Genomic DNA, 17,510 nt, shown 5'->3' on the forward strand with positions numbered 1-17,510 from the left:
TCGGCATCTCACCATTTACCCTGTGCGCCGCTTTACAGGCTGAGAGACGCGCATTTAGACTTACGAGTTTGACCTATCCGCAAGGAGAGCACTGAATGGCTGCCGTTGAAGAAAAAGTGAAACAGATCATCGTGGAGCAGCTCGGGGTAGACGAGGGCGAAGTAACGCCGAAAGCCTCGTTCGTGGACGATCTGGGCGCCGACTCGCTCGACACGGTCGAGCTGGTGATGGCGTTCGAGGAAGCCTTCGACATCGAGATCCCCGATGAGGACGCGGAGAAGATCCGCACGGTCAAGGACGCGGTGGACTACATCGAGTCGCACGCGAAGGGCAAATAACGCTTGGCTCGTCGTGTCGTAGTAACCGGGGTCGGGCTGATCTGTGGAGTCGGCAACACCGCCGAAGAAACGTGGGCCGGGCTGTTAGCCGGCAAGAGCGGGATCGGCCGCATCACCCACTTCGATGCCACCAATTTCGCCTGCCAGATCGCGGCCGAAGTAAGGAACTTCGACCCCCTCAACTTCATCGAAAAGAAAGAGATCAAGAAGATGGGACGCTTCATCCACCTGGCCATCGCGGCCGCGGATGAGGCCATGAAGTCGAGCGGGCTGCAGGTGACGGCAGAGAGTGCGACCCGAGTCGGAGTGCACCTGGGGTCGGGGATCGGGGGATTCGACGTCATCGAGCGGGAGCACATAAACCTGCTCCAGGGCGGACCGCGCAAGATCTCGCCGTTCTTTATCCCCGGATCCATCGTGAACCTGGCGGCAGGCCAAGTCAGCATCCGCTACGGAGCGAAAGGGCCGAACGAGGCCACGTGTACGGCGTGCACCTCGAGCGCGCACTCGATCGGCGACGCGTTCAAGATCATCCAGCGATGCGACGCCGACGCCATGATCGCCGGCGGCACCGAGGCGGCGATCACCCCCTTGGGCGTCGGAGGATTCGCGGCCATGCGAGCGCTCTCCACCCGCAACGATGCGCCGGAGAAAGCCAGCCGGCCGTGGGATGCCGGTCGCGACGGGTTCGTGGTGGGCGAGGGCGCGGGGATCGTGATCCTGGAGGAACTGGAGTTCGCGAGGCGGCGCGGGGCCAAGATACTGGCCGAGATTATCGGGTACGGCATGAGCGGCGACGCCTTCCACATCACGCAGCCGGCGGAGCAGGGCGACGGCGCCTACCGCGTAATGACGAACACGCTGGCCGACGCAAAAATCCAATCCAGCGACGTCGGTTACATCAATGCGCATGGCACCTCGACGCCGCTGGGGGACAAGCTGGAGACCATCGCCATCAAGCGGGCCTTCGGGCCGACGCCACCGCCAGTGAGCTCGACCAAGTCCATGACCGGGCACCTGCTGGGCGGGGCGGGTGGACTGGAAGCGGGCATCGTGGTGCTGGCGCTGCGCGACCGGGTACTGCCACCGACGGTCAACCACGACGTGCCCGATCCGGAGTGCGACCTGGACTACGTGCCCAACACTGCGCGCAAGGCACCCAACCTGCGCATCGCGCTCACTAACTCGTTCGGCTTCGGCGGCACGAACGGCTGCCTGCTATTCCAGCGCTGGGAGGAATGACCGGCGCGACAAGCAAGACATAGAGAGCGCAGCCGCGCGGGCTGCGCCTTTTTGCTGCGCGCCGGCGACAGAGTGCTGGGGGGATTTCCCTGCGCCCGCGCGCATCGCGGAACTAGAATTCTGCATCTTGGGAGGGTTCCTCCGGGAGACAGCCATGCTCCGAAAACTAGCCTTGTGTATTTGCGTTGTTGCGTTCTCCGCTGCCAGCGCGGCACAAAAGACTGCTGACTGGACCGCGCCTATCAAGGACGCGCTGGGGCGGGCGGGCAAGCTGGATGGCGGCGTGTACAAGGTGACGTTCCCGCGCACCGACCTGCACGTGCGCATCGGCAACACGAGCGTCGAGCCAGCCGCCGGACTGACGTCCTGGATGGCGTTCCGGCAGGACAGCGGAGGCGCTGTGGTGGACGGCGACCTGGCGCTGCTGGAATCGGAGGTCACACCCGCGGTGAGCACACTTTCGCTGAACGGCTTCGAGGTGAGCGCCGTGCACAATCACCTGCTGGGAGAGCGGCCCCGGGTGATGTACGTGCACTTCTTCGCGCGCGGGGAGCCCGGCAAGCTGGCCGCCACCCTGAAGAACACGCTCGCGCTGAGCCGGACGCCGCGCGCGCCCGCGGCGTCGGAAGCCACGCCGAGCTACGACACGAAGGCGATCGAGAGCGCGCTGGGCCGGGCCGGGACATTGAACGGGCCGGTACTGAGCTTTGGGTTTCCGCGCGAGCACCGCATCAGCACGCACGGCGTCGTGCTGCCGCCGCCGATGGGCATGGCGACCGCCATCAACTTCCAGCCGTCTCCGGCGGGCGTAGCGGCGACGGGTGATTTCGTTCTGCGGGAGGCGGAGGTGGATCCGGTGATCAGCGCGCTGCGCGCCGGAGGAGTGGCGATCACCGCCGTGCACACGCACATGCTCGACGCCGAGCCGCGCATGATCTTTCTGCATTTCTGGGCGGAGGGCGCTCCGGAGCAGGTGGCCAAGGCGCTGAAGGCGGCGCTTGACGAAACCAAGTAGGAACAAGAAACCGGCCGGGGCGCCCCCGGCCGGAGGAGGATGCACAACCTCTACTTGTCGGCGTTCTCAACCACCTTTTGCGAATCCTTTTGCGCCTTCTCCAGTTCCTTGCGGGACTTCTCCATCTCTCTGTGGAGCTTTTTCATCTCCGACTCCATTTGGAGCTGGGCTTGGCGCATGGCGCGGCTTATCTCTTCGCGGCTGAGGAGCAGCGCCTGGTGGCTGGCCTTCTCGATCTCCGGGCGAAGCTTTTCGAGATCCCGGTCCAGGGCCTCGAGATCCAAGTCCGGCAGGTCGATGCGGAACGAGTTGTCGGGATTCTTGCTCTCGGGCAGGGTAAGCGTGACGGATTGCTCGCGCCGGTCGCGGACGATGCCGAGCGTCACCTTGCCGCTGCGATGGCTGCGCATAGCCGAACGCCAATCGCCGCGGTCGGCGATGCGGTCCTTGTCCACGCGGATGATCACGTCCCCGGCCTTCAGCCCAGCCTTGTCCGCGGGGCTGCCCTTTTCCACCGAGCGCACCAGTACGCCATCGCCGTTCTTCACGCCAAAGTACTCGCCGAGTTGCGGCGAGAGGCTCTCGATGACGATCCCGGTGTTGGAGTAGGTACGGACGTTGATGTCGATGCTCGGGATGTCGATGACCGGCATGGCGGGCATCGCGGGCATGGCGGGCATGGCGGGCCTGGCTTCGGGATGAAGTTTCCACATCTTCTCTTCAAAGGCGAGGGCCTTGCGGCGGTCGGCCAGAGTGGCTTTCACGGTCATGGGCTGGCCGTCGCGGCTGATGCCGAGGGTGACGGTGCGTCCCGGGGGCATCTCCTTGATCATGCGCCGCAATTGCTCGACGCTCTCCACCCTCTGTCCGTTGAGTTCAAGGATGACATCGTGCTCCTTGAGGCCGGCTTTGCCGGCGGGAGCGTCCTGATCCACCATGGTGATCTCGGCCCCGCGCTCCTCTTTCAGCTTCAGGTCGGCCATGCGGTCGGCGGTGACATCGCGCGAATCGACGCCGAGATAGGCGGCGCCGACGGTCGAGTCGCCCTCGCCGTCCCCGACGTGAAAGACGTAGCCGTCGTCGTACGGAATCACGCCGGCCGCCGCCCACGTCGAGGCAGCGAGCGCAGCCACAAGCGCCAGTTTTCCAATCATGCGTAGCATAAGAATCCCCTTTACCTCTTTCCTTTGCGCAACTCGATGTTGCCGAGGGTCGTACGGAGTTTCAGAACCGGGCCCCCGCCATTGATCTGGCCGCTCGCGTAGACCTCTTTCGGGCCCCAATCCCCGCCTTCGGAGGTGATCTTCAGCTCCGGAAAGTCGGAACGGATCTTGTGTCCGAGCGCGGTCTCGATGACAGCCTTCACGGTCACCTTCATGTCCGCCGGGAGATACACGACGACGTCACCCACGCTCGTAGCGAGATACGACTCGGTGAAATCGGCGGGCTTGCCGATGAATTCCGCGGTGATGGATCCGGCCGCGGTCTCGGCCTTGACGCCGCGCATCAGCTTGTAGAGGTGGATTCCGCCGCCGGCGGTGCTGGCCTTCACCGGTCCGGTGGCGGAGTTCAGGCGGATACTGCCGCCGGAGGTCTCGAGGACCGCGCCGCCGTTGACGTCTCCAACGTCAACGCTACCGCCCGCGGTCGTGGCCTTGAGTTCCCCGCCGCATTGCTTGACGTTGATGCTGCCGCCAGCGGTCTCGGCGACAACCGCCTGGCCGGCGGATTCGACGAAAATGCTGCCCCCGGCGGTGCTGGCGCCGACCTTTCCCTTCACGTTGCGCAGGACGATGCCGCCGCCCTGGGTTTCGAGGCTGACGTCCCCACCGGAGTTGCCGACCTCGATGCTGCCGCCTGCGGTCGAGGCGGTGATGTTGCCGCCGATGTCATTCAAGTTGATGCTGCCGCCGGAGGTCTCGACAGCTGCCGATCCGGCGATGTTATTGACCCAGATGCTGCCGGCGCTGGTCTCGACCTTCAGCGAGCCCAACTCGCGGGGCACGCTGATGGTGAATTGCACCGAGAACCGCTTGTACCGGCCACGGTCGGCGTTCGCTTCGATGATGGCGGTGTCGCCGCGAGATGCGGCCGAGATGCGGAAGCCTTCGAGCTGCCGCCGGGCCTCGCCCTCCTCCACACAGATCTTCTTGGTGACGGTGTACTGGATGCCTTGCTGCGAACCACCGGTGACCTGGACCGCCCCGATGGGAGTCGTGACTTTCAATACCCGGGCCGCAGGCAGAGTGCCGGTCACGACCTGCACCCAATCCTGTCCGTCCCGCTTGATCTGGGATTCCTGCGCCAGGGCCGGTAGCGCCCACAGCGCCGCCGCGGCGATCAGCATCCCGAATTGAAGTTTCGTTTTCACTTCTGCGTCTTCCCTTCCTGAGCCCTGATTCGTTTCCCTTCGCCCGGGAGCGCTAGTCGATCTCCGGGAGCGAGTCGAGCACGCGGCGCGACTCGGAGCGGATGAACTGGTTCTTGTCTGTATCCGCCAAATGCTTCAAAACCTGGCGCACGCTGCCGTCAGCCTTCACCGGCTGGAGCAGGCTGATGGCCATGGAGCGGACGCCCGCATTGGAATCGTTGAGCAGCGCGTCGAGCACGGCATCGCGGACGCTGGTGTCGGTCTTCACGTAGTCGCGCAGGCTGTCGAGGGCTTTCAGCCGCACGCCGGGGTTGTTGTCGTAACGCAACGAGAGCATGAGCGACTGGCGCACGTTCTGGTCGTCGGGTTTCTGGGTGAGGATGTCCACCGAATCCATGCGCACGCCGGAGTTGGTGTTGTTGCGCGCGGCGTAGAGCAGGAGCTGCTGGATGCGTGGATCGTCGAGATTGCCCTGGGCCGTCTGCGGCTGGAGCGTGTTGTACTTGATGCGGACGCTGTTGGTGGCCGGGTCCTGGGTGATGGCCTGGATGCCGGCGATGGAGGCTTCGGAGCTCTGCGCGGGGACAGTTCCCGCTTTCTCACTGATCCCGGAGTTGCGCGTCACCTGCCAGCCCGCGATCCCGCCGCCAACGAAGCCGATCATGATCAGCGCCAGGACCATCGCGGGAGCCAACCTGGCCTGGTGCAACCATCCGGCGAAGTCGAAGGTGAAGCGGCGCCAGCCGCGGTGCTGCTCGGCGTCTTCCAGCACCTCCGAAAGCCGCATGCGGGAGGCGGCCAGCAGGTTGGGCGAGGGGTCCGGCGGCTGGACGGCATGCATGGCGTGATGGAAGGCGCGGAAGGCGCCCAGTTCCACGGAGCACGACTCGCAGCGCTCGATGTGGCGCTCCAGTTCGTGCCGCTGGTCATCCGCCAGCTCGTCGTAAACGTACAGTGCGACGTTCTGTTTCACCCAATCGCAGTTCATGGTCACTACCTCATGTCCCCGAGCGAGCCGCGCATCTTCTGCGTGGCGCGAAACAGCGTGTTCTTCGCTGTCTCCTCGGTCGTATTCAGCATCTCGCCGATGGTGCGAAGCTTCAGCCCCTGGAAATGTTTCAGCTCGAAGACCATGCGCTCGCGGGGCGTGAGCTTGGTCATGGCGCGGGCGATCCGCCCGCCCAGTTCGCGGCGCATCAGGTCGCGCTCGGGATCGGCTCCCGGGCGGTCGTCGGCGAACTGATTCAGCAGGTTGAACTCTTCTCCCTGGCTGTCGGTCACGACCGGCGCGTCTTCCTTGCGCACCTGCCGCTTGCGCAGGTGGTCGAGGCAGAGGTTGGTCACGATGCGGTAGACCCAGGTGTAGAACGAGCACTCGAAGCGAAAACTGCCGATGTTGCGGTAGGCCTTGAGGAAGGCTTCCTGGTAGATGTCCTGGGCGTCCGCCTCCGAACCGGTCAGATGCAGCGCCAGGCGCAGCACCGCGCGGTCGTACTGGCGGACCAATTCCTCGAACGCCACGTGGTTCCCACGTTGCGCTTCACGGATCAGTTGGCTGTCATCGACTCGGCTCAGACTTTGACTGACCATGTGACCCCGCCGCGCGGGGGCTGGAGTGGAACCGCTGGCGCCAACCGCGAGTGCCATCACCTCGGCCGGCATGTCGCTTCTCCTGAACTCGCCTGGGGTCCCAAAGAACCCCTAAAGTTCCGCCTTGCATAGTCTTGGACGAGTCAGGCGCGGTTCCGTGAGCAGGATTATAGGGGACAACCGGGCTAATTGTGGAAAACGCTCCATCGGCCGGAAGGACATTATGGCCGGACTAACTCTTTACCGGGGATAAGGACTACTGTCCGGGCACGACTGCCGCCGTGCCCGGAGAGGAACTACTCGGTCGCGGCTTCCTTCTCGATGATGACCTTGACCGACGTGGCCACGTCGCGGTGCAGGCGTATCTGGACGGTGAACTCGCCCAGCATCTTGAGCGGCTCGTCGAGCTGGATCTTGCGGCGATCGACGTTGAAGCCCTTCTTCTCCAGGCCTTCGGCGACATCGCCCGAGGTGACCGAGCCGAAGAGGTGGTCCTTCTCGCCGGACTTGCGGGTGAAGTGCAGGGTCAGGCCGTCGAACTGCTTGGCCAGTTCCTCGGCTTCGCCCTTCTCGCGGGCGGAGCGGCGCAAAGCAGCGCCGCGCATCTGCTCGATCACGGCGCGGTTGGCCGGCGTGGCCTCGATAGCCAGCTTGCGCGGCAGCAGGTAGTTGCGTCCGTATCCCTCGGCCACCTTCACGACGTCGCCGCGATGGCCCAGCTTGGATACGTCTTCCTTCAGGATGACTTCCATGATCAGTGCTCCACAATCTGCCGGCGCGATCTGTGTCGCGGCAGCGAAATCTTCGTTTCCGCTAGATCCTCGCCGCGAACGGCAGCAGGGCGATGTTGCGGGCCTGCTTGATAGCGGCGGTGAGGCGGCGCTGGTGCGGCGTGCATACGCCGGTCAGACGCCGGGGAACGATCTTGCCGCGCTCGGCCACGAACTGCGCGAGCAGGCGCACGTCCTTGTAGTTGATGGAATCGATCTTCTCGACGCAGAACTTGCAGACCTTCTTGCGGCGGAAGAACTTGCGGGGACCGCCTTCGCGGCCGCCGGAACGGGGACCGCGATCGCCGCCGGGGCGGGGGCCGCGATCGCCTCCCATACGGGGACGCTGCTGCGGCGCCTGGGTCTGGACCTGGGCCTGCGGCTGCGGGGCCGCTGCCGGTTGCTCGGAGGCCGCGGCTTCGGTGGTTGCGGGTGCCTGGACTTTCTCTTCGTCAGCCATAAATCTCCTTGAAATTTCTGGCGGACAGCCGAATGCGGCTGTCCCACACGATTTCGTTAGACCGCGGCGGGCGTCGCCGGTTCGCCGGTAGCCGGCTCGGCTGCGGGCTCGGGCGCACGCTTCTGGTGCGTGGCGCGGATCTTCTTGATCTTGTCCTGCCGCTTCTGTTCCTCGTCCACGCGCACGGTGATGAACTTGATCACCGGCTCGGTGACGCGCAGGCGGCGCTCCAGCTCGGTCACCATCTGGCCCGTGCCCTCGAGGGTGAGCAGGATGTACAAGCCGTCCTGGAACCTGCGAACGGTGTAAGCCAGGCGGCGCTTGCCCATCTTCTCCACGTTCTTGACGGCGCCGCCGGCGGTGGTAACGCTGGTCTCGAGTGACGAGATCAGCTTGTCGAGATCTTCGTCGGCCATGTCGGGCCGGACGATAAACATCACTTCATAAGTACGTTGCATTGTCTCTCTCCAAAACTCTTCTACGCTTCCGGTTCCGCCGATTCGACCTTGCGGTTGAACCGGTTCATGGCCTGTGGCACGCCATCGGCGAGGATGACCTTCACCGCATCGGCGGCGCTGTCGAGCATGTCGGCGATCGCTGCTTCCTGCGAGCGCTTGATCTGCGACAGCACGTACCGGGCGCCGTCCTTCACCGGGTGCCCCGGGGCGATGCCCAGGCGCACGCGGGTGAATTCCTGCGTGCCCAGCGCCCCGATGATCGACTCCAGGCCGTTGTGGCCCGCCGAGCTTCCCCGCGGGCGGATGCGCAACTGGCCAAGCGGCAGGTCCAGCTCGTCATACACCACGATCAGGTCCTGCGCCGGATCGGCCTGGTACTCGCGCACCAACTCGCGTACCGACATGCCGCTGAGGTTCATGAACGTCTCCGGCTTGGCCAGGAGAACGTCGTGTCCCGCGATCACGGCCTTGCCGGTCAACGCCCGGCCATGGCGGTTGCTCACCCGCACGCCACAGTCTTCCGCGATGCGGTCCACCGCCAAAAACCCCATGTTGTGCGGCGTGAACTGATACTCGATGCCCGGATTGCCGAGACCGACAATCAGCTTCACGGTGCTGGTATGAACCTTTCGTTCATCAACACATGTCCGCTTTGTTCGAGATCCTTCGCGCTGTCGCGCTCAGAGCCTGTCCTGAGCGTAGCGAAGGAATGACCGCGGCGGGCTCAAACGCCCGCCAAGCGCGGTCACTTCTTCTCTTTCTTCTCGGCCTTCTCGGCCTTTTCGGCCTTTTCGGGCTTGGCTTCCGCCGCGCCCACGGCAGCGCCTTCCTCAGCCTCCTGCTTGCCCTTCTTGATGACTTCGGGCTCGGCAGGAGCGGCAGCGACTTCCACGCCCGCCTCGGCCGGTTTCTCCTCAACATGCTCCTTCACCGACACGATGTGGGCCACGATCTGGTCCGCGACGGTAAGGAACTTCAGCTTCTCGCTGTGCGGCAGGCCGGAGACGCGCAGGTCGGTGCCGAAGACCAGGTGCGCAACGTCGGCGTCAATGTGGCCCGGTATGTCGGCCGGCAGACACTCGACCTCGACTTCGCGCAGCACCTGCTCGAGGATGCCGCCCTGCGTCTTCACGCCCTCGGGCGTGCCCAGGAGGCGGACAGGCACTGCAACCTTCATGCGCATGTCCATGGCGATCCGCTTCAGATCCACGTGGAGCAGGGAGCTGTTGATGGGCTCGTACTGCCAATCCACGATCATGGCCTTGGTGCGCTCCGTGCCGGCCTGGAGGTCGAAGATGGTGTTATGCCCGGTATCCGAATGCAGGATGCGCAGCATCTGCTTCGGATCGACGAGCAGCGCGATGGTCGGCTTCTTGGCGCCATAAAGCACGGCCGGGATGCGGCCGGCGGCGCGCACCCGCCGAGCTTCGTTCTTGCCGCGCGACGAATCCTGCCGCGGTTGCGCTTCCACTACGTTGCTTGCTGTTGCTGTAGCCATGATTCCCTTCGTCCTTATGTGAATAGCGTGCTGACCGAGGTCTCCTCGTGGATCGACTGGATCGCCCGTGCGATGAGACCGGCGATGGAGAGCACCCTGATCTTGGGTTCCTGCCGCCCCAGTTCCGTGAGCGGGATGGTGTTGGTAACAATGACTTGCTCAAGTTTCGACTTCGCGATGCGTTCGATGGCCTTGCCGGAGAACACGGGGTGGGTGGCGCAGGCATAGACCTTGGCCGCGCCCGCCTCGACCAGCGCCTCGGCGGTCTTGCACAGGGTGCCGGCGGTGTCGATGATGTCGTCGAGCAGCAGGCAGGTGCGCCCGTGGACGTCGCCGATGACGTGCATGACCTCGGACTCGTCCATGCCCGTGCGGCGCTTGTCCACGATGGCCAGCGCCGAGTCCATCTTCTTGGCGAAGAAGCGCGCACGCTCCACGCCGCCGGCATCGGGAGAGACCACCGTCAGGTTGGGAAAGGCGGCTTCCTTGCAGTACGACACCAGCACCGGGGACGCAAACAGGTGGTCCACGGGAATGTTGAAGAAGCCCTGGATCTGCGGCGCGTGCAGGTCGATGACCAGGACGCGATGCGCACCGGCGGTGGTGATCATGTCGGCCACCAGCTTGGAGCTGATGGGTGCGCGCGGCTTGTCCTTGCGGTCCTGGCGCGCGTACCCGTAATAGGTGATGACGGGAGTGATGCGGCGCGCCGAGGCGCGCTTGAGCGCGTCGATCATCAGCAGCAGCTCCATCAGGTGCTGGTCCACCGGGAAGCAGGTGGGCTGCAGCACGAAGACGTCGGTGCCGCGCACGTTCTCCTGCAACTGCACGTAGGTCTCACCGTCCTGGAAGCGGGTCACCGTGGCCTGGCCACGCGGCATGCCCACGTGGGCACACACCTCGTCGGCCAGCGCCGGGTTCGCCGTCCCGGAGAAGATCTTGAACTTGTCGTCGTGCCGTGCCCTCTGCGGTTTGCGATCGGTCTTGGGCTGTTGCGAGGGCTCCTGCGTCTTGTTTTCCGCGGTTGCCACTGTCGTCGCCATAGCGTTCGTCGCCACCTCGTGTGGACTGCCGACCTCGAGCGTCTTTTTCGTGACCTGGTGCATCTTCCCGCCGACTACCGAATCCTGACCTCTGCTGCCTGCTGATCTGGCTGGGCGGCTAGGATTCGAACCTAGACAAAGTGCTCCAAAGGCACTTGACCTACCATTAGTCGACCGCCCAAAACCCTGTTTCTAGTCTCCGGTTTCTCGTTTCTCGAAAGAACCAGCCCTCGAAAAACTAGAAACGAGAAACTAGAAACTCATACAAACATCCGCCGCCAGTACTGCCGGCGCGACAAGGTCCTCGTCGCCTGCGCCGGAATACCATTACCCTTCAGGCGCTCCACCGCAGTGCGGGCCGCCGTTTTCGAGGAAAACAGCCCGTAGACAACCGACCCTGAGCCGGAGAGGGACGCATACCGGGCTCCTACCCGCTCCAGGGCACGCTTCACGTCACGCAGTTCGGGATGCTCAGAAAAGACGACCCGTTCAAAGTCGTTTTCGATCCCGGCACGGACAAGGTCGAGAAGCAGTGCCTCGGCCCGGTCCCCGGCCCCTCTCCACCGCACGGGGCTGGGAACACCGGTGGAAGAACCCCTCAGCCACGCAAAAATAGAGTGGCTGAACCGATTCATTTTACTGGATATAGCGGGAGAGGTCAATTTCCTGGACTGGCCCCCTCGGATTCGCCCGGAACGCCGATCCCAGGCCGCGAACGCTTGTGGGGTGGAGACGCCAGCGGTAGGCATGACTACCACGCAGTCGAGAGCAGGCAGGTCTTCCAGGGGATAGACCTCCTCGCCGCGGCCGGTGCCGAGGATGGTGCCGCCGACCAGGAACAGGGGCACGTCGGAGCCGACCTCGGTGGCGATGCGCAGGCGGTCTCGGGGAGAGAGCTCAACCTTCAGCACGCGCTCCAGCCCCAGCATGGTGGCGACGGCGTTGGACGAGGCGCCGCCCAGGCCGCCCTGCACCGGCAGCCTTTTCTCGATGGCGATGGTGACCCTGGCGCGCTTGCCGAGCGTGCGCAGGACGAGGTCGGCAATGCGATGGCAGGTGTTAGATCGGTCGGTGGGGACGCTGCGCGCGTTGGATCTCAACTCGATACCGCTGCCCCGGCCCACGCTGACGCGCACCACATCGTGCAGCGCGATGGTCTGGTACACGGTGCGCAGCTCGTGAAATCCATCGGGGCGCGTGGGACCGATGCGCAGGCCGATGTTGATCTTGGCGAACGAGCGAACCGCGACGGGCATGTCCGGGCATTGTAAACCAGCAGTCAGCGCCCACCACTCAGCCAGGGAAACTGTGTCGCAATGGATGAACACTAATGACCCAACCTGGGTGCTGAAAAACCGGACACATAACGAATGACTCGTACTATGCTGCTGTCAGGGGTGAGGGTGAGCCGCATTCCAGTGTTGTCCACGCTGTTCGAATGGGAGGGCACCGTCGGCCGCGGCCAGTACTTCGGCTACGGTGCGACGCTGTTTGCGCTGAAATACACGGTCGACAGAGTGGTCGCGAAGCAGGTCTTCCACCGGCCGTGGACACCACTGAATTACTACGAACCTGCGGGCGCGTTCTCGATCGTGAGTCTGCCAGCGAGCGAGCAGCGGTTCTTTTACACCATGCTCGCCATCGCCATCCCTTTCATCTGGTTCGGCGTGTTGCTGACCGTGAAGCGGCTCCGCGATCTCGGCTATCCGCTCGGCTGGACCGTTCTGTTCTTCGTTCCCTTCGTGAATCTGCTTTTCTTTGTAGTGCTCAGCATTCTGCCCGGCGACTCAGCCGCCGCGTCCGCTACGGTTCAGGCAACCAGTTACTGGGAGAACGTTGCGCCGGAGAGCAAACTCGGCGCGGCGTTCGCCGGGGTGCTGCTTTGCACTCCGATCGCCCTGCTGCTGACGCTCTTCGGGGTCAAAGTACTGGCGAATTATGGATGGGGACTTTTCGTCGGCGTCCCGTTCGTTGTTGGATTCGTTTCCGTGGCTGTGTACAACCTGGGCGGGCGGCGGCGGAAGCGAGAGTCGATCGCGGTTTCGATGCTCGCGTTGTTGATCGCGGGCACGACGCTGTTGTTCGTCGCCATCGAAGGAGCAGTGTGCCTGCTGATGGCGCTGCCCATCGCGGCGCCGATCGCGATGATGGGCGGGGCGCTGGCCCACAGCATCTTCTCGCGTCCGTTGCCGCCGCATCCAGTACCGCAGGTGTTCGGGGCTCTGGTGCTGGCACTGCCCATGCTGATGGCCGGAGAACAGGGGGCGCACTTGCCGCCACGGCCCATTGCGATCCACTCGGAAGTGGTGGTGAATGCGCCTCCGCAGAAAGTCTGGAACCAACTGATCGCCTTCGCGCAGATCCCAGATCAGCGCGAATGGTTGTTCCATACCGGCGTCGCCTATCCCATCCGCGCCGAGATCCAGGGTCACGGGCCGGGCGCGGTGCGTTACTGCGTGTTCTCCACCGGAGCGTTCGTCGAGCCAATCGAGGTTTGGGACGAGCCGCACCGGCTGAGCTTCTCGGTGCGCGATCAGCCGCCGGTCATGCAGGAATGGTCACCATACGACATCAAGCCGGCCCACCTGGCACAGAACTACCTGCTTTCGCGCCGCGGCGAGTTCCGGCTCACCGAATTACCCGGCGGGCGCACGCGCCTGGAAGGTACGACCTGGTACGAGAACCGCTTCTGGCCCGGAGCCTACTGGCAGGTGTGGTCGGATTACTTCATCCATCGCATCCACATGCGGGTGCTGGAGCACATCAAGACCTTGGCGGAGCGTTAGCCCTCAAACTCGCTGCGAGGCACGCCGGATTGGCGGATCACCGACAGCAAGGTCCCAGTCTTTAACTCGCGATGATTCGGTACCGGGACCGTGACCGTCGTGTCGGCCATTCTTTTTTGCATGATGATGTGGCTGCCACGCCGGCGGACTTCCACGAACCCGTGACGGGAGAGGATGGCACAAATTTCCGCTCCGGAGAGGATCCGGAGTTTAGTCACCCGCGACCTCAAGGCGGGTCACGAATACCTCGGTGTGCAGACGACGCTGGACCTCGGAAGGATCCGCAGTCTCAAGGAATAACTCGACTGCTTCCTTCAGGTTTAGGCGAGCTGCCTCGATGCTCTCACCCTGGCTCGCAATGTCGAACTCAGGACAGAGCGCGACATACATGTCGCCCTCGCGCTCGATGATGGCGGTCAGCTGTCGAGGTGGTTTCATATCTGTCACATTCTAGAACAGCGCCGACTGTTTGCGGCTGGGCGTGATGCCGAAGTGGTCGTAGGCGAGCTTGGTGGCGACGCGGCCGCGCGGGGTGCGATCGAGGAAGCCGATCTGGATGAGGAAGGGCTCGTACATCTCCTCGATGGCCTCGGGCTCTTCGGCGAGCGCGGCGGCGAGGGTGTTCACGCCGACCGGGCCGCCCTGGTACTTCTCGATGATGGTGAGCAGGAGCTTGCGGTCGATCTCGTCGAAGCCGTGCTTGTCCACTTCGAGCATCTCCAGCGCAGCCTCCGCGGTGGCTATGTCGATGCGGCCGGCGCCGCGCACCTGGGCGTAGTCGCGCACGCGCCGCAGCAGGCGGTTGGCGATGCGTGGCGTGCCGCGGGCGCGCATGGCGATCTCGGAGGCCCCATCGTTCTCGATCGCGACGCCCAGGATCTCCGCCGAGCGCTTGACGATGATCTCCAAGTCGGCGTGCGTGTAGAACTCGAGGCGCAGCATGATGCCGAAGCGCGAGCGCAGGGGCGCTGAAAGCAGCCCAGCGCGGGTGGTGGCGCCGACGAAGGTGAAATGCGGGATCTCGAAGGTGTGGGTGCGCGCCGAGGGTCCCTGGCCGATGATGATGTCGAGCTGGTAGTCCTCGAGTGCGGCGTAGAGCAGTTCTTCCAGCGCCGGCTGCATGCGGTGCACCTCGTCGAAGAAGAGCACCTGCTTGGCTTTCAGGTTGGTGAGGATCGCGGTGAGGTCGCCCTTGATCTGCAAGACCGGCGCCGAGGTCTGCTGGAGGCTGACCGCGAGCTCGTTGGCGATGATGCTGGCCAGCGTGGTCTTGCCCAGCCCGGGCGGGCCGTAGAGTAGGACGTGGTCCATGGCCTCGCCGCGGGACCTGGCGGCTTCGATGGCGACGGAGAGCTGGTTCTTGACTTTGTGTTGCCCGATGAATTCGGCCAGACGCTGCGGGCGCAGCTTGAGTTCGAAGGAGGCGTCGTCGTCAAGCGGCGCGGCGGAAACGATGCGGTCTTTCAGGTCAGGATTGTTCTTGGGCGAGGCCACTGAGCGGATAGTAGCGAGAAACGCTCCGGCAGGCAAACGGACGTTAGGGACGCTCGCGCAGGCCGCCCACCTCGGCGATGACCTGCTTCTCGACCTCCTCACCGTCGACGTACACGACGCGCATCAGGCGCAGGCGGCTGGAGCGCGGGCGACGGCAGAGGCCAGGTCGAGATCGTGGAAGGCGGATGAGGGCTCCCACTCATCGCCGTTCAGCGCGCAGCTCTCGTATTGCTCGAAGCGGGCCAATCTATAGTTGCCAGTTGTCGGTTGTCGGTTGTCAGTCACCCATTAAAGAGGGCGGCATCCCGCCGCCCCTGGAGGTCGGCGAACAGCCTACTCTTCTTCTTCGATGACTTCGCCGCGCTCCGCCTTGGCCGCTGCGATGATCTTTTCCTGCTGCTGCTGCGGGACGATGTCGTAGTGATTCATCTCCATGTTGAAGGAGCCGCGGCCCTGGGTCATGGAAGTGAGGTCGGCGCCGTAGGTCAACATCTCGGCCATGGGGACTTCGGCCTTGACCACGGTCTTGCCGCCCTTGTTGTCCATGCCCTGAATGCGGCCGCGCCGCGAGTTGAGGTCGCCCATGATACTGCCGGCGAATTCGTCGGGAGCGGTGATCTCGACTTTCATGATGGGCTCGAGCAGCGTGGGTTTGGCCTGCTCCATCGCCTTCTTGAAGGCGAGGCGGCCGGCCACCTTGAATGACAGTTCGTTCGAGTCCACGTCGTGGTAGCTGCCGTCGTAGAGGATCACCTTGAAGTCCACGACCGGGTAGCCGGCCAGGTAGCCGCGCTGGGCCGCCTCGACGATGCCCTTCTCCACGGCGGGGATGAAGTTCCTGGGGATCGAGCCGCCGAAGATGTCGTTGACGAACTCGAATCCACCGCCGCGCGGCATCGGCTCCATCTTGATCTTGCAGTCGCCGAACTGGCCGTGTCCGCCGGTCTGCTTCTTGTGGCGTCCGTGGGCGTCGGCGCGGCCGCGGATGGTCTCGCGATACGGAACCTTCGGGGCCTTGAGGTTCACTTCCGCGTGGTAGCGCTTCTTGAGCTTGGAGACGACGACCTCGATGTGCTGCTGGCCGGTGCCCGCGATCAGGAACTCCTTGGTCTGCGGATCGCGGAAGAACCGCAGCATCGCGTCCTCTTCCATCATGCGGTGGATGCTGGAGAGCTTGTCTTCATCGCCGCGGGTCTTGGGCTCGATGGCGAAGCTGATGGCGGGCTCGGGCAGCTTGACCACCGGATACTGGATGGGCGCGTTCTTGTCGCCCAGCGTGTCGCCGGTCAGCGTGTCGCGCAACTTGGCCACGGCGCCGATGTCGCCGGCGTGTAACTCGGTCACCGGTACGGCGGTCTTGCCCTGAATGATGGAGATATGTGCCAGTTTTTCCGACGAGTTCTTGGTGAAGTTCTGCACGGTGGCATCGTTCTTCAACACGCCGGAATAGACCTTGAAGTACGAGATGCGCCCCGCGAAGGGGTCGCTGACGGTCTTGAAAACGTAGAGCGAGAGCGGCTCGGAATCGGCGACCTTGCGGCGCGCGGGCTCGCCGTTGTTCGGTGACGGCGCGGCTTCGACCGGCTGGCGTTCGGCGGCCGTCGGAGCGTACTCCACCAGGAAATCCAGCAGCTTGTCCGTCCCGATGTTGCCCAACCCGCTGGTGAACAGGACGGGGAAGATCCTGTCGTCGCGGATGGCTTCGTGTAGCGCGGGAACCAGGTGCTCCTCGGGGATCGTGCCCTTCTCGAAGAATTCCTCCATCAGCTTGTCGTCGCCCTCGGCGACGATCTCGACCAGCTTCTCGTGGGCCGCCTGGGCCGCGTCCTTCAGGTTGGCGGGAATATCGACTTCCTTGCCCTTGCCGCTGCCACCCATGTCATAGCTGTAGGCCTTCATGCGGACCAGGTCCACGATGCCGGCCAGATTCTTCTCGCTTCCGATGGGTAGTTGCAGCGGGATCACCGTACGGCCGAACGTGCTGGTCAGTGATTCCATCAGCCGGTCGTAGTTGGCGCGCTCGCGGTCCATGCGGGCGCCGACGATGATGCGCGGCAGCTTGAACTCGTCGGCGTAGCCCCAGACCTTCTCGGTGACGACCTCGACGCCGCTCACGCCGTCCACCACCACGATGGCCGATTCGACCGCGACCATCGACGTCTTCGCCTCGTGCACGAACATGTTGAAACCGGGGTTGTCGAGCAGGTTGATCTTGACGTTCTTCCACTCGGCGTGCCCGATGCCGGTGGAGATGGTCATCTTGCGCGCCACTTCTTCTTCGTCGTAGTCGGTGACCGTGCTGCCGTCGTCCACCCGCCCCAGGCGTTGCGTCGAGCCGGCCGTAAAGAGCATGGCCGAGACCAGCGACGTCTTGCCCGCGTGCGAGTGGCCCAGTACAGCGACGTTGCGGATGTTTGCCCCTTCGTAGACTTTCACGGTGACTCC

General features: G+C 64.1%; 20 protein-coding genes and 1 tRNA gene. 4 read left to right on the top strand and 17 right to left on the bottom strand.

What is annotated here, in order from left to right; translation table 11 throughout:
* Positions 1 to 95: 95 nt before the first annotated feature.
* From acpP to LAN37_11325, 3 genes are all read left to right on the top strand, one after another.
* Positions 96 to 338 carry an acyl carrier protein gene (gene acpP / locus LAN37_11315; GenBank protein ID MBZ5647796.1) on the top strand — a complete coding sequence of 81 codons (243 nt, stop codon included), beginning with the start codon at positions 96 to 98 and terminating at the stop codon, positions 336 to 338.
* A 3-nt stretch (positions 339 to 341) separates the two neighbouring features.
* Positions 342 to 1,580, top strand: coding sequence for a beta-ketoacyl-ACP synthase II (gene fabF / locus LAN37_11320; GenBank protein ID MBZ5647797.1), 1,239 nt, complete (start codon positions 342 to 344; stop codon positions 1,578 to 1,580).
* 154 nt (positions 1,581 to 1,734) lie between these two features.
* Positions 1,735 to 2,595, top strand: a complete 861-nt coding sequence (locus LAN37_11325; GenBank protein MBZ5647798.1) for a DUF1259 domain-containing protein — start codon at positions 1,735 to 1,737, stop codon at positions 2,593 to 2,595.
* Between the two features lie 50 nt (positions 2,596 to 2,645).
* Here the strand turns inward: LAN37_11325 and LAN37_11330 are convergent, their stop codons facing one another.
* From LAN37_11330 to LAN37_11385, 12 genes are all read right to left on the bottom strand, one after another.
* Positions 2,646 to 3,758, bottom strand: a complete 1,113-nt coding sequence (locus LAN37_11330) for a PDZ domain-containing protein (protein ID MBZ5647799.1) — start codon at positions 3,756 to 3,758, stop codon at positions 2,646 to 2,648.
* Positions 3,759 to 3,769: 11 nt separating this feature from the next.
* Positions 3,770 to 4,966: a hypothetical protein gene (locus tag LAN37_11335; GenBank protein ID MBZ5647800.1), complete on the bottom strand. Its 1,197-nt coding sequence runs from the start codon at positions 4,964 to 4,966 to the stop codon at positions 3,770 to 3,772.
* 52 nt (positions 4,967 to 5,018) lie between these two features.
* Entirely contained in the window at positions 5,019 to 5,954 is a 936-nt protein-coding gene (locus tag LAN37_11340; protein ID MBZ5647801.1) for a HEAT repeat domain-containing protein, read from the bottom strand.
* A 5-nt stretch (positions 5,955 to 5,959) separates the two neighbouring features.
* Entirely contained in the window at positions 5,960 to 6,613 is a 654-nt protein-coding gene (locus LAN37_11345; protein MBZ5647802.1) for a sigma-70 family RNA polymerase sigma factor, read from the bottom strand.
* Positions 6,614 to 6,852: 239 nt separating this feature from the next.
* Positions 6,853 to 7,308, bottom strand: coding sequence for a 50S ribosomal protein L9 (rplI, locus tag LAN37_11350; protein MBZ5647803.1), 456 nt, complete (start codon positions 7,306 to 7,308; stop codon positions 6,853 to 6,855).
* A gap of 61 nt (positions 7,309 to 7,369) precedes the next feature.
* On the bottom strand, positions 7,370 to 7,786 hold the full coding sequence (gene rpsR, locus LAN37_11355) for a 30S ribosomal protein S18 (GenBank protein ID MBZ5647804.1): 417 nt from the start codon (positions 7,784 to 7,786) through the stop codon (positions 7,370 to 7,372).
* Between the two features lie 56 nt (positions 7,787 to 7,842).
* Positions 7,843 to 8,244: a 30S ribosomal protein S6 gene (rpsF, locus tag LAN37_11360; protein MBZ5647805.1), complete on the bottom strand. Its 402-nt coding sequence runs from the start codon at positions 8,242 to 8,244 to the stop codon at positions 7,843 to 7,845.
* A 20-nt stretch (positions 8,245 to 8,264) separates the two neighbouring features.
* A complete protein-coding gene (gene pth, locus LAN37_11365) occupies positions 8,265 to 8,855 on the bottom strand; it encodes an aminoacyl-tRNA hydrolase (GenBank protein MBZ5647806.1) in 591 nt (196 codons plus the stop codon).
* Between the two features lie 134 nt (positions 8,856 to 8,989).
* A complete protein-coding gene (locus LAN37_11370; protein ID MBZ5647807.1) occupies positions 8,990 to 9,742 on the bottom strand; it encodes a 50S ribosomal protein L25 in 753 nt (250 codons plus the stop codon).
* A 14-nt stretch (positions 9,743 to 9,756) separates the two neighbouring features.
* The gene (locus LAN37_11375; GenBank protein ID MBZ5647808.1) at positions 9,757 to 10,785 is read right to left on the bottom strand and encodes a ribose-phosphate pyrophosphokinase; all 1,029 of its coding nucleotides are present in this window, start codon (positions 10,783 to 10,785) and stop codon (positions 9,757 to 9,759) included.
* A 107-nt stretch (positions 10,786 to 10,892) separates the two neighbouring features.
* A tRNA-Gln gene (locus LAN37_11380) sits at positions 10,893 to 10,966 on the bottom strand.
* A gap of 79 nt (positions 10,967 to 11,045) precedes the next feature.
* On the bottom strand, positions 11,046 to 12,041 hold the full coding sequence (locus LAN37_11385) for a 4-(cytidine 5'-diphospho)-2-C-methyl-D-erythritol kinase (protein MBZ5647809.1): 996 nt from the start codon (positions 12,039 to 12,041) through the stop codon (positions 11,046 to 11,048).
* 147 nt (positions 12,042 to 12,188) lie between these two features.
* Between LAN37_11385 and LAN37_11390 the strand changes: the two genes are divergently transcribed.
* Positions 12,189 to 13,571 (top strand): SRPBCC family protein, encoded by a 1,383-nt coding sequence (locus LAN37_11390; protein ID MBZ5647810.1) that lies wholly within the window; start codon positions 12,189 to 12,191, stop codon positions 13,569 to 13,571.
* Here LAN37_11390 and LAN37_11395 read toward each other — a convergent pair.
* From LAN37_11395 to fusA, 5 genes are all read right to left on the bottom strand, one after another.
* The gene (locus LAN37_11395) at positions 13,568 to 13,789 is read right to left on the bottom strand and encodes a type II toxin-antitoxin system HicA family toxin (GenBank protein MBZ5647811.1); all 222 of its coding nucleotides are present in this window, start codon (positions 13,787 to 13,789) and stop codon (positions 13,568 to 13,570) included. The two genes, LAN37_11390 and LAN37_11395, sit on opposite strands and share 4 nt — an antisense overlap.
* Positions 13,782 to 14,009 carry a type II toxin-antitoxin system HicB family antitoxin gene (locus LAN37_11400; protein ID MBZ5647812.1) on the bottom strand — a complete coding sequence of 76 codons (228 nt, stop codon included), beginning with the start codon at positions 14,007 to 14,009 and terminating at the stop codon, positions 13,782 to 13,784. The genes LAN37_11395 and LAN37_11400 overlap by 8 nt, the downstream gene beginning before the upstream one ends.
* Positions 14,010 to 14,021: 12 nt before the next feature.
* Positions 14,022 to 15,038 (bottom strand): Holliday junction branch migration DNA helicase RuvB, encoded by a 1,017-nt coding sequence (ruvB, locus tag LAN37_11405; GenBank protein MBZ5647813.1) that lies wholly within the window; start codon positions 15,036 to 15,038, stop codon positions 14,022 to 14,024.
* Between the two features lie 70 nt (positions 15,039 to 15,108).
* A complete protein-coding gene (locus LAN37_11410; protein ID MBZ5647814.1) occupies positions 15,109 to 15,264 on the bottom strand; it encodes a hypothetical protein in 156 nt (51 codons plus the stop codon).
* Between the two features lie 134 nt (positions 15,265 to 15,398).
* Positions 15,399 to 17,501 carry an elongation factor G gene (fusA, locus tag LAN37_11415; GenBank protein ID MBZ5647815.1) on the bottom strand — a complete coding sequence of 701 codons (2,103 nt, stop codon included), beginning with the start codon at positions 17,499 to 17,501 and terminating at the stop codon, positions 15,399 to 15,401.
* Positions 17,502 to 17,510 lie beyond the last annotated feature (9 nt).

This window comes from Terriglobia bacterium (assembly GCA_020073495.1).
GTDB lineage: Bacteria > Acidobacteriota > Terriglobia > Terriglobales > Acidobacteriaceae > JAIQFD01.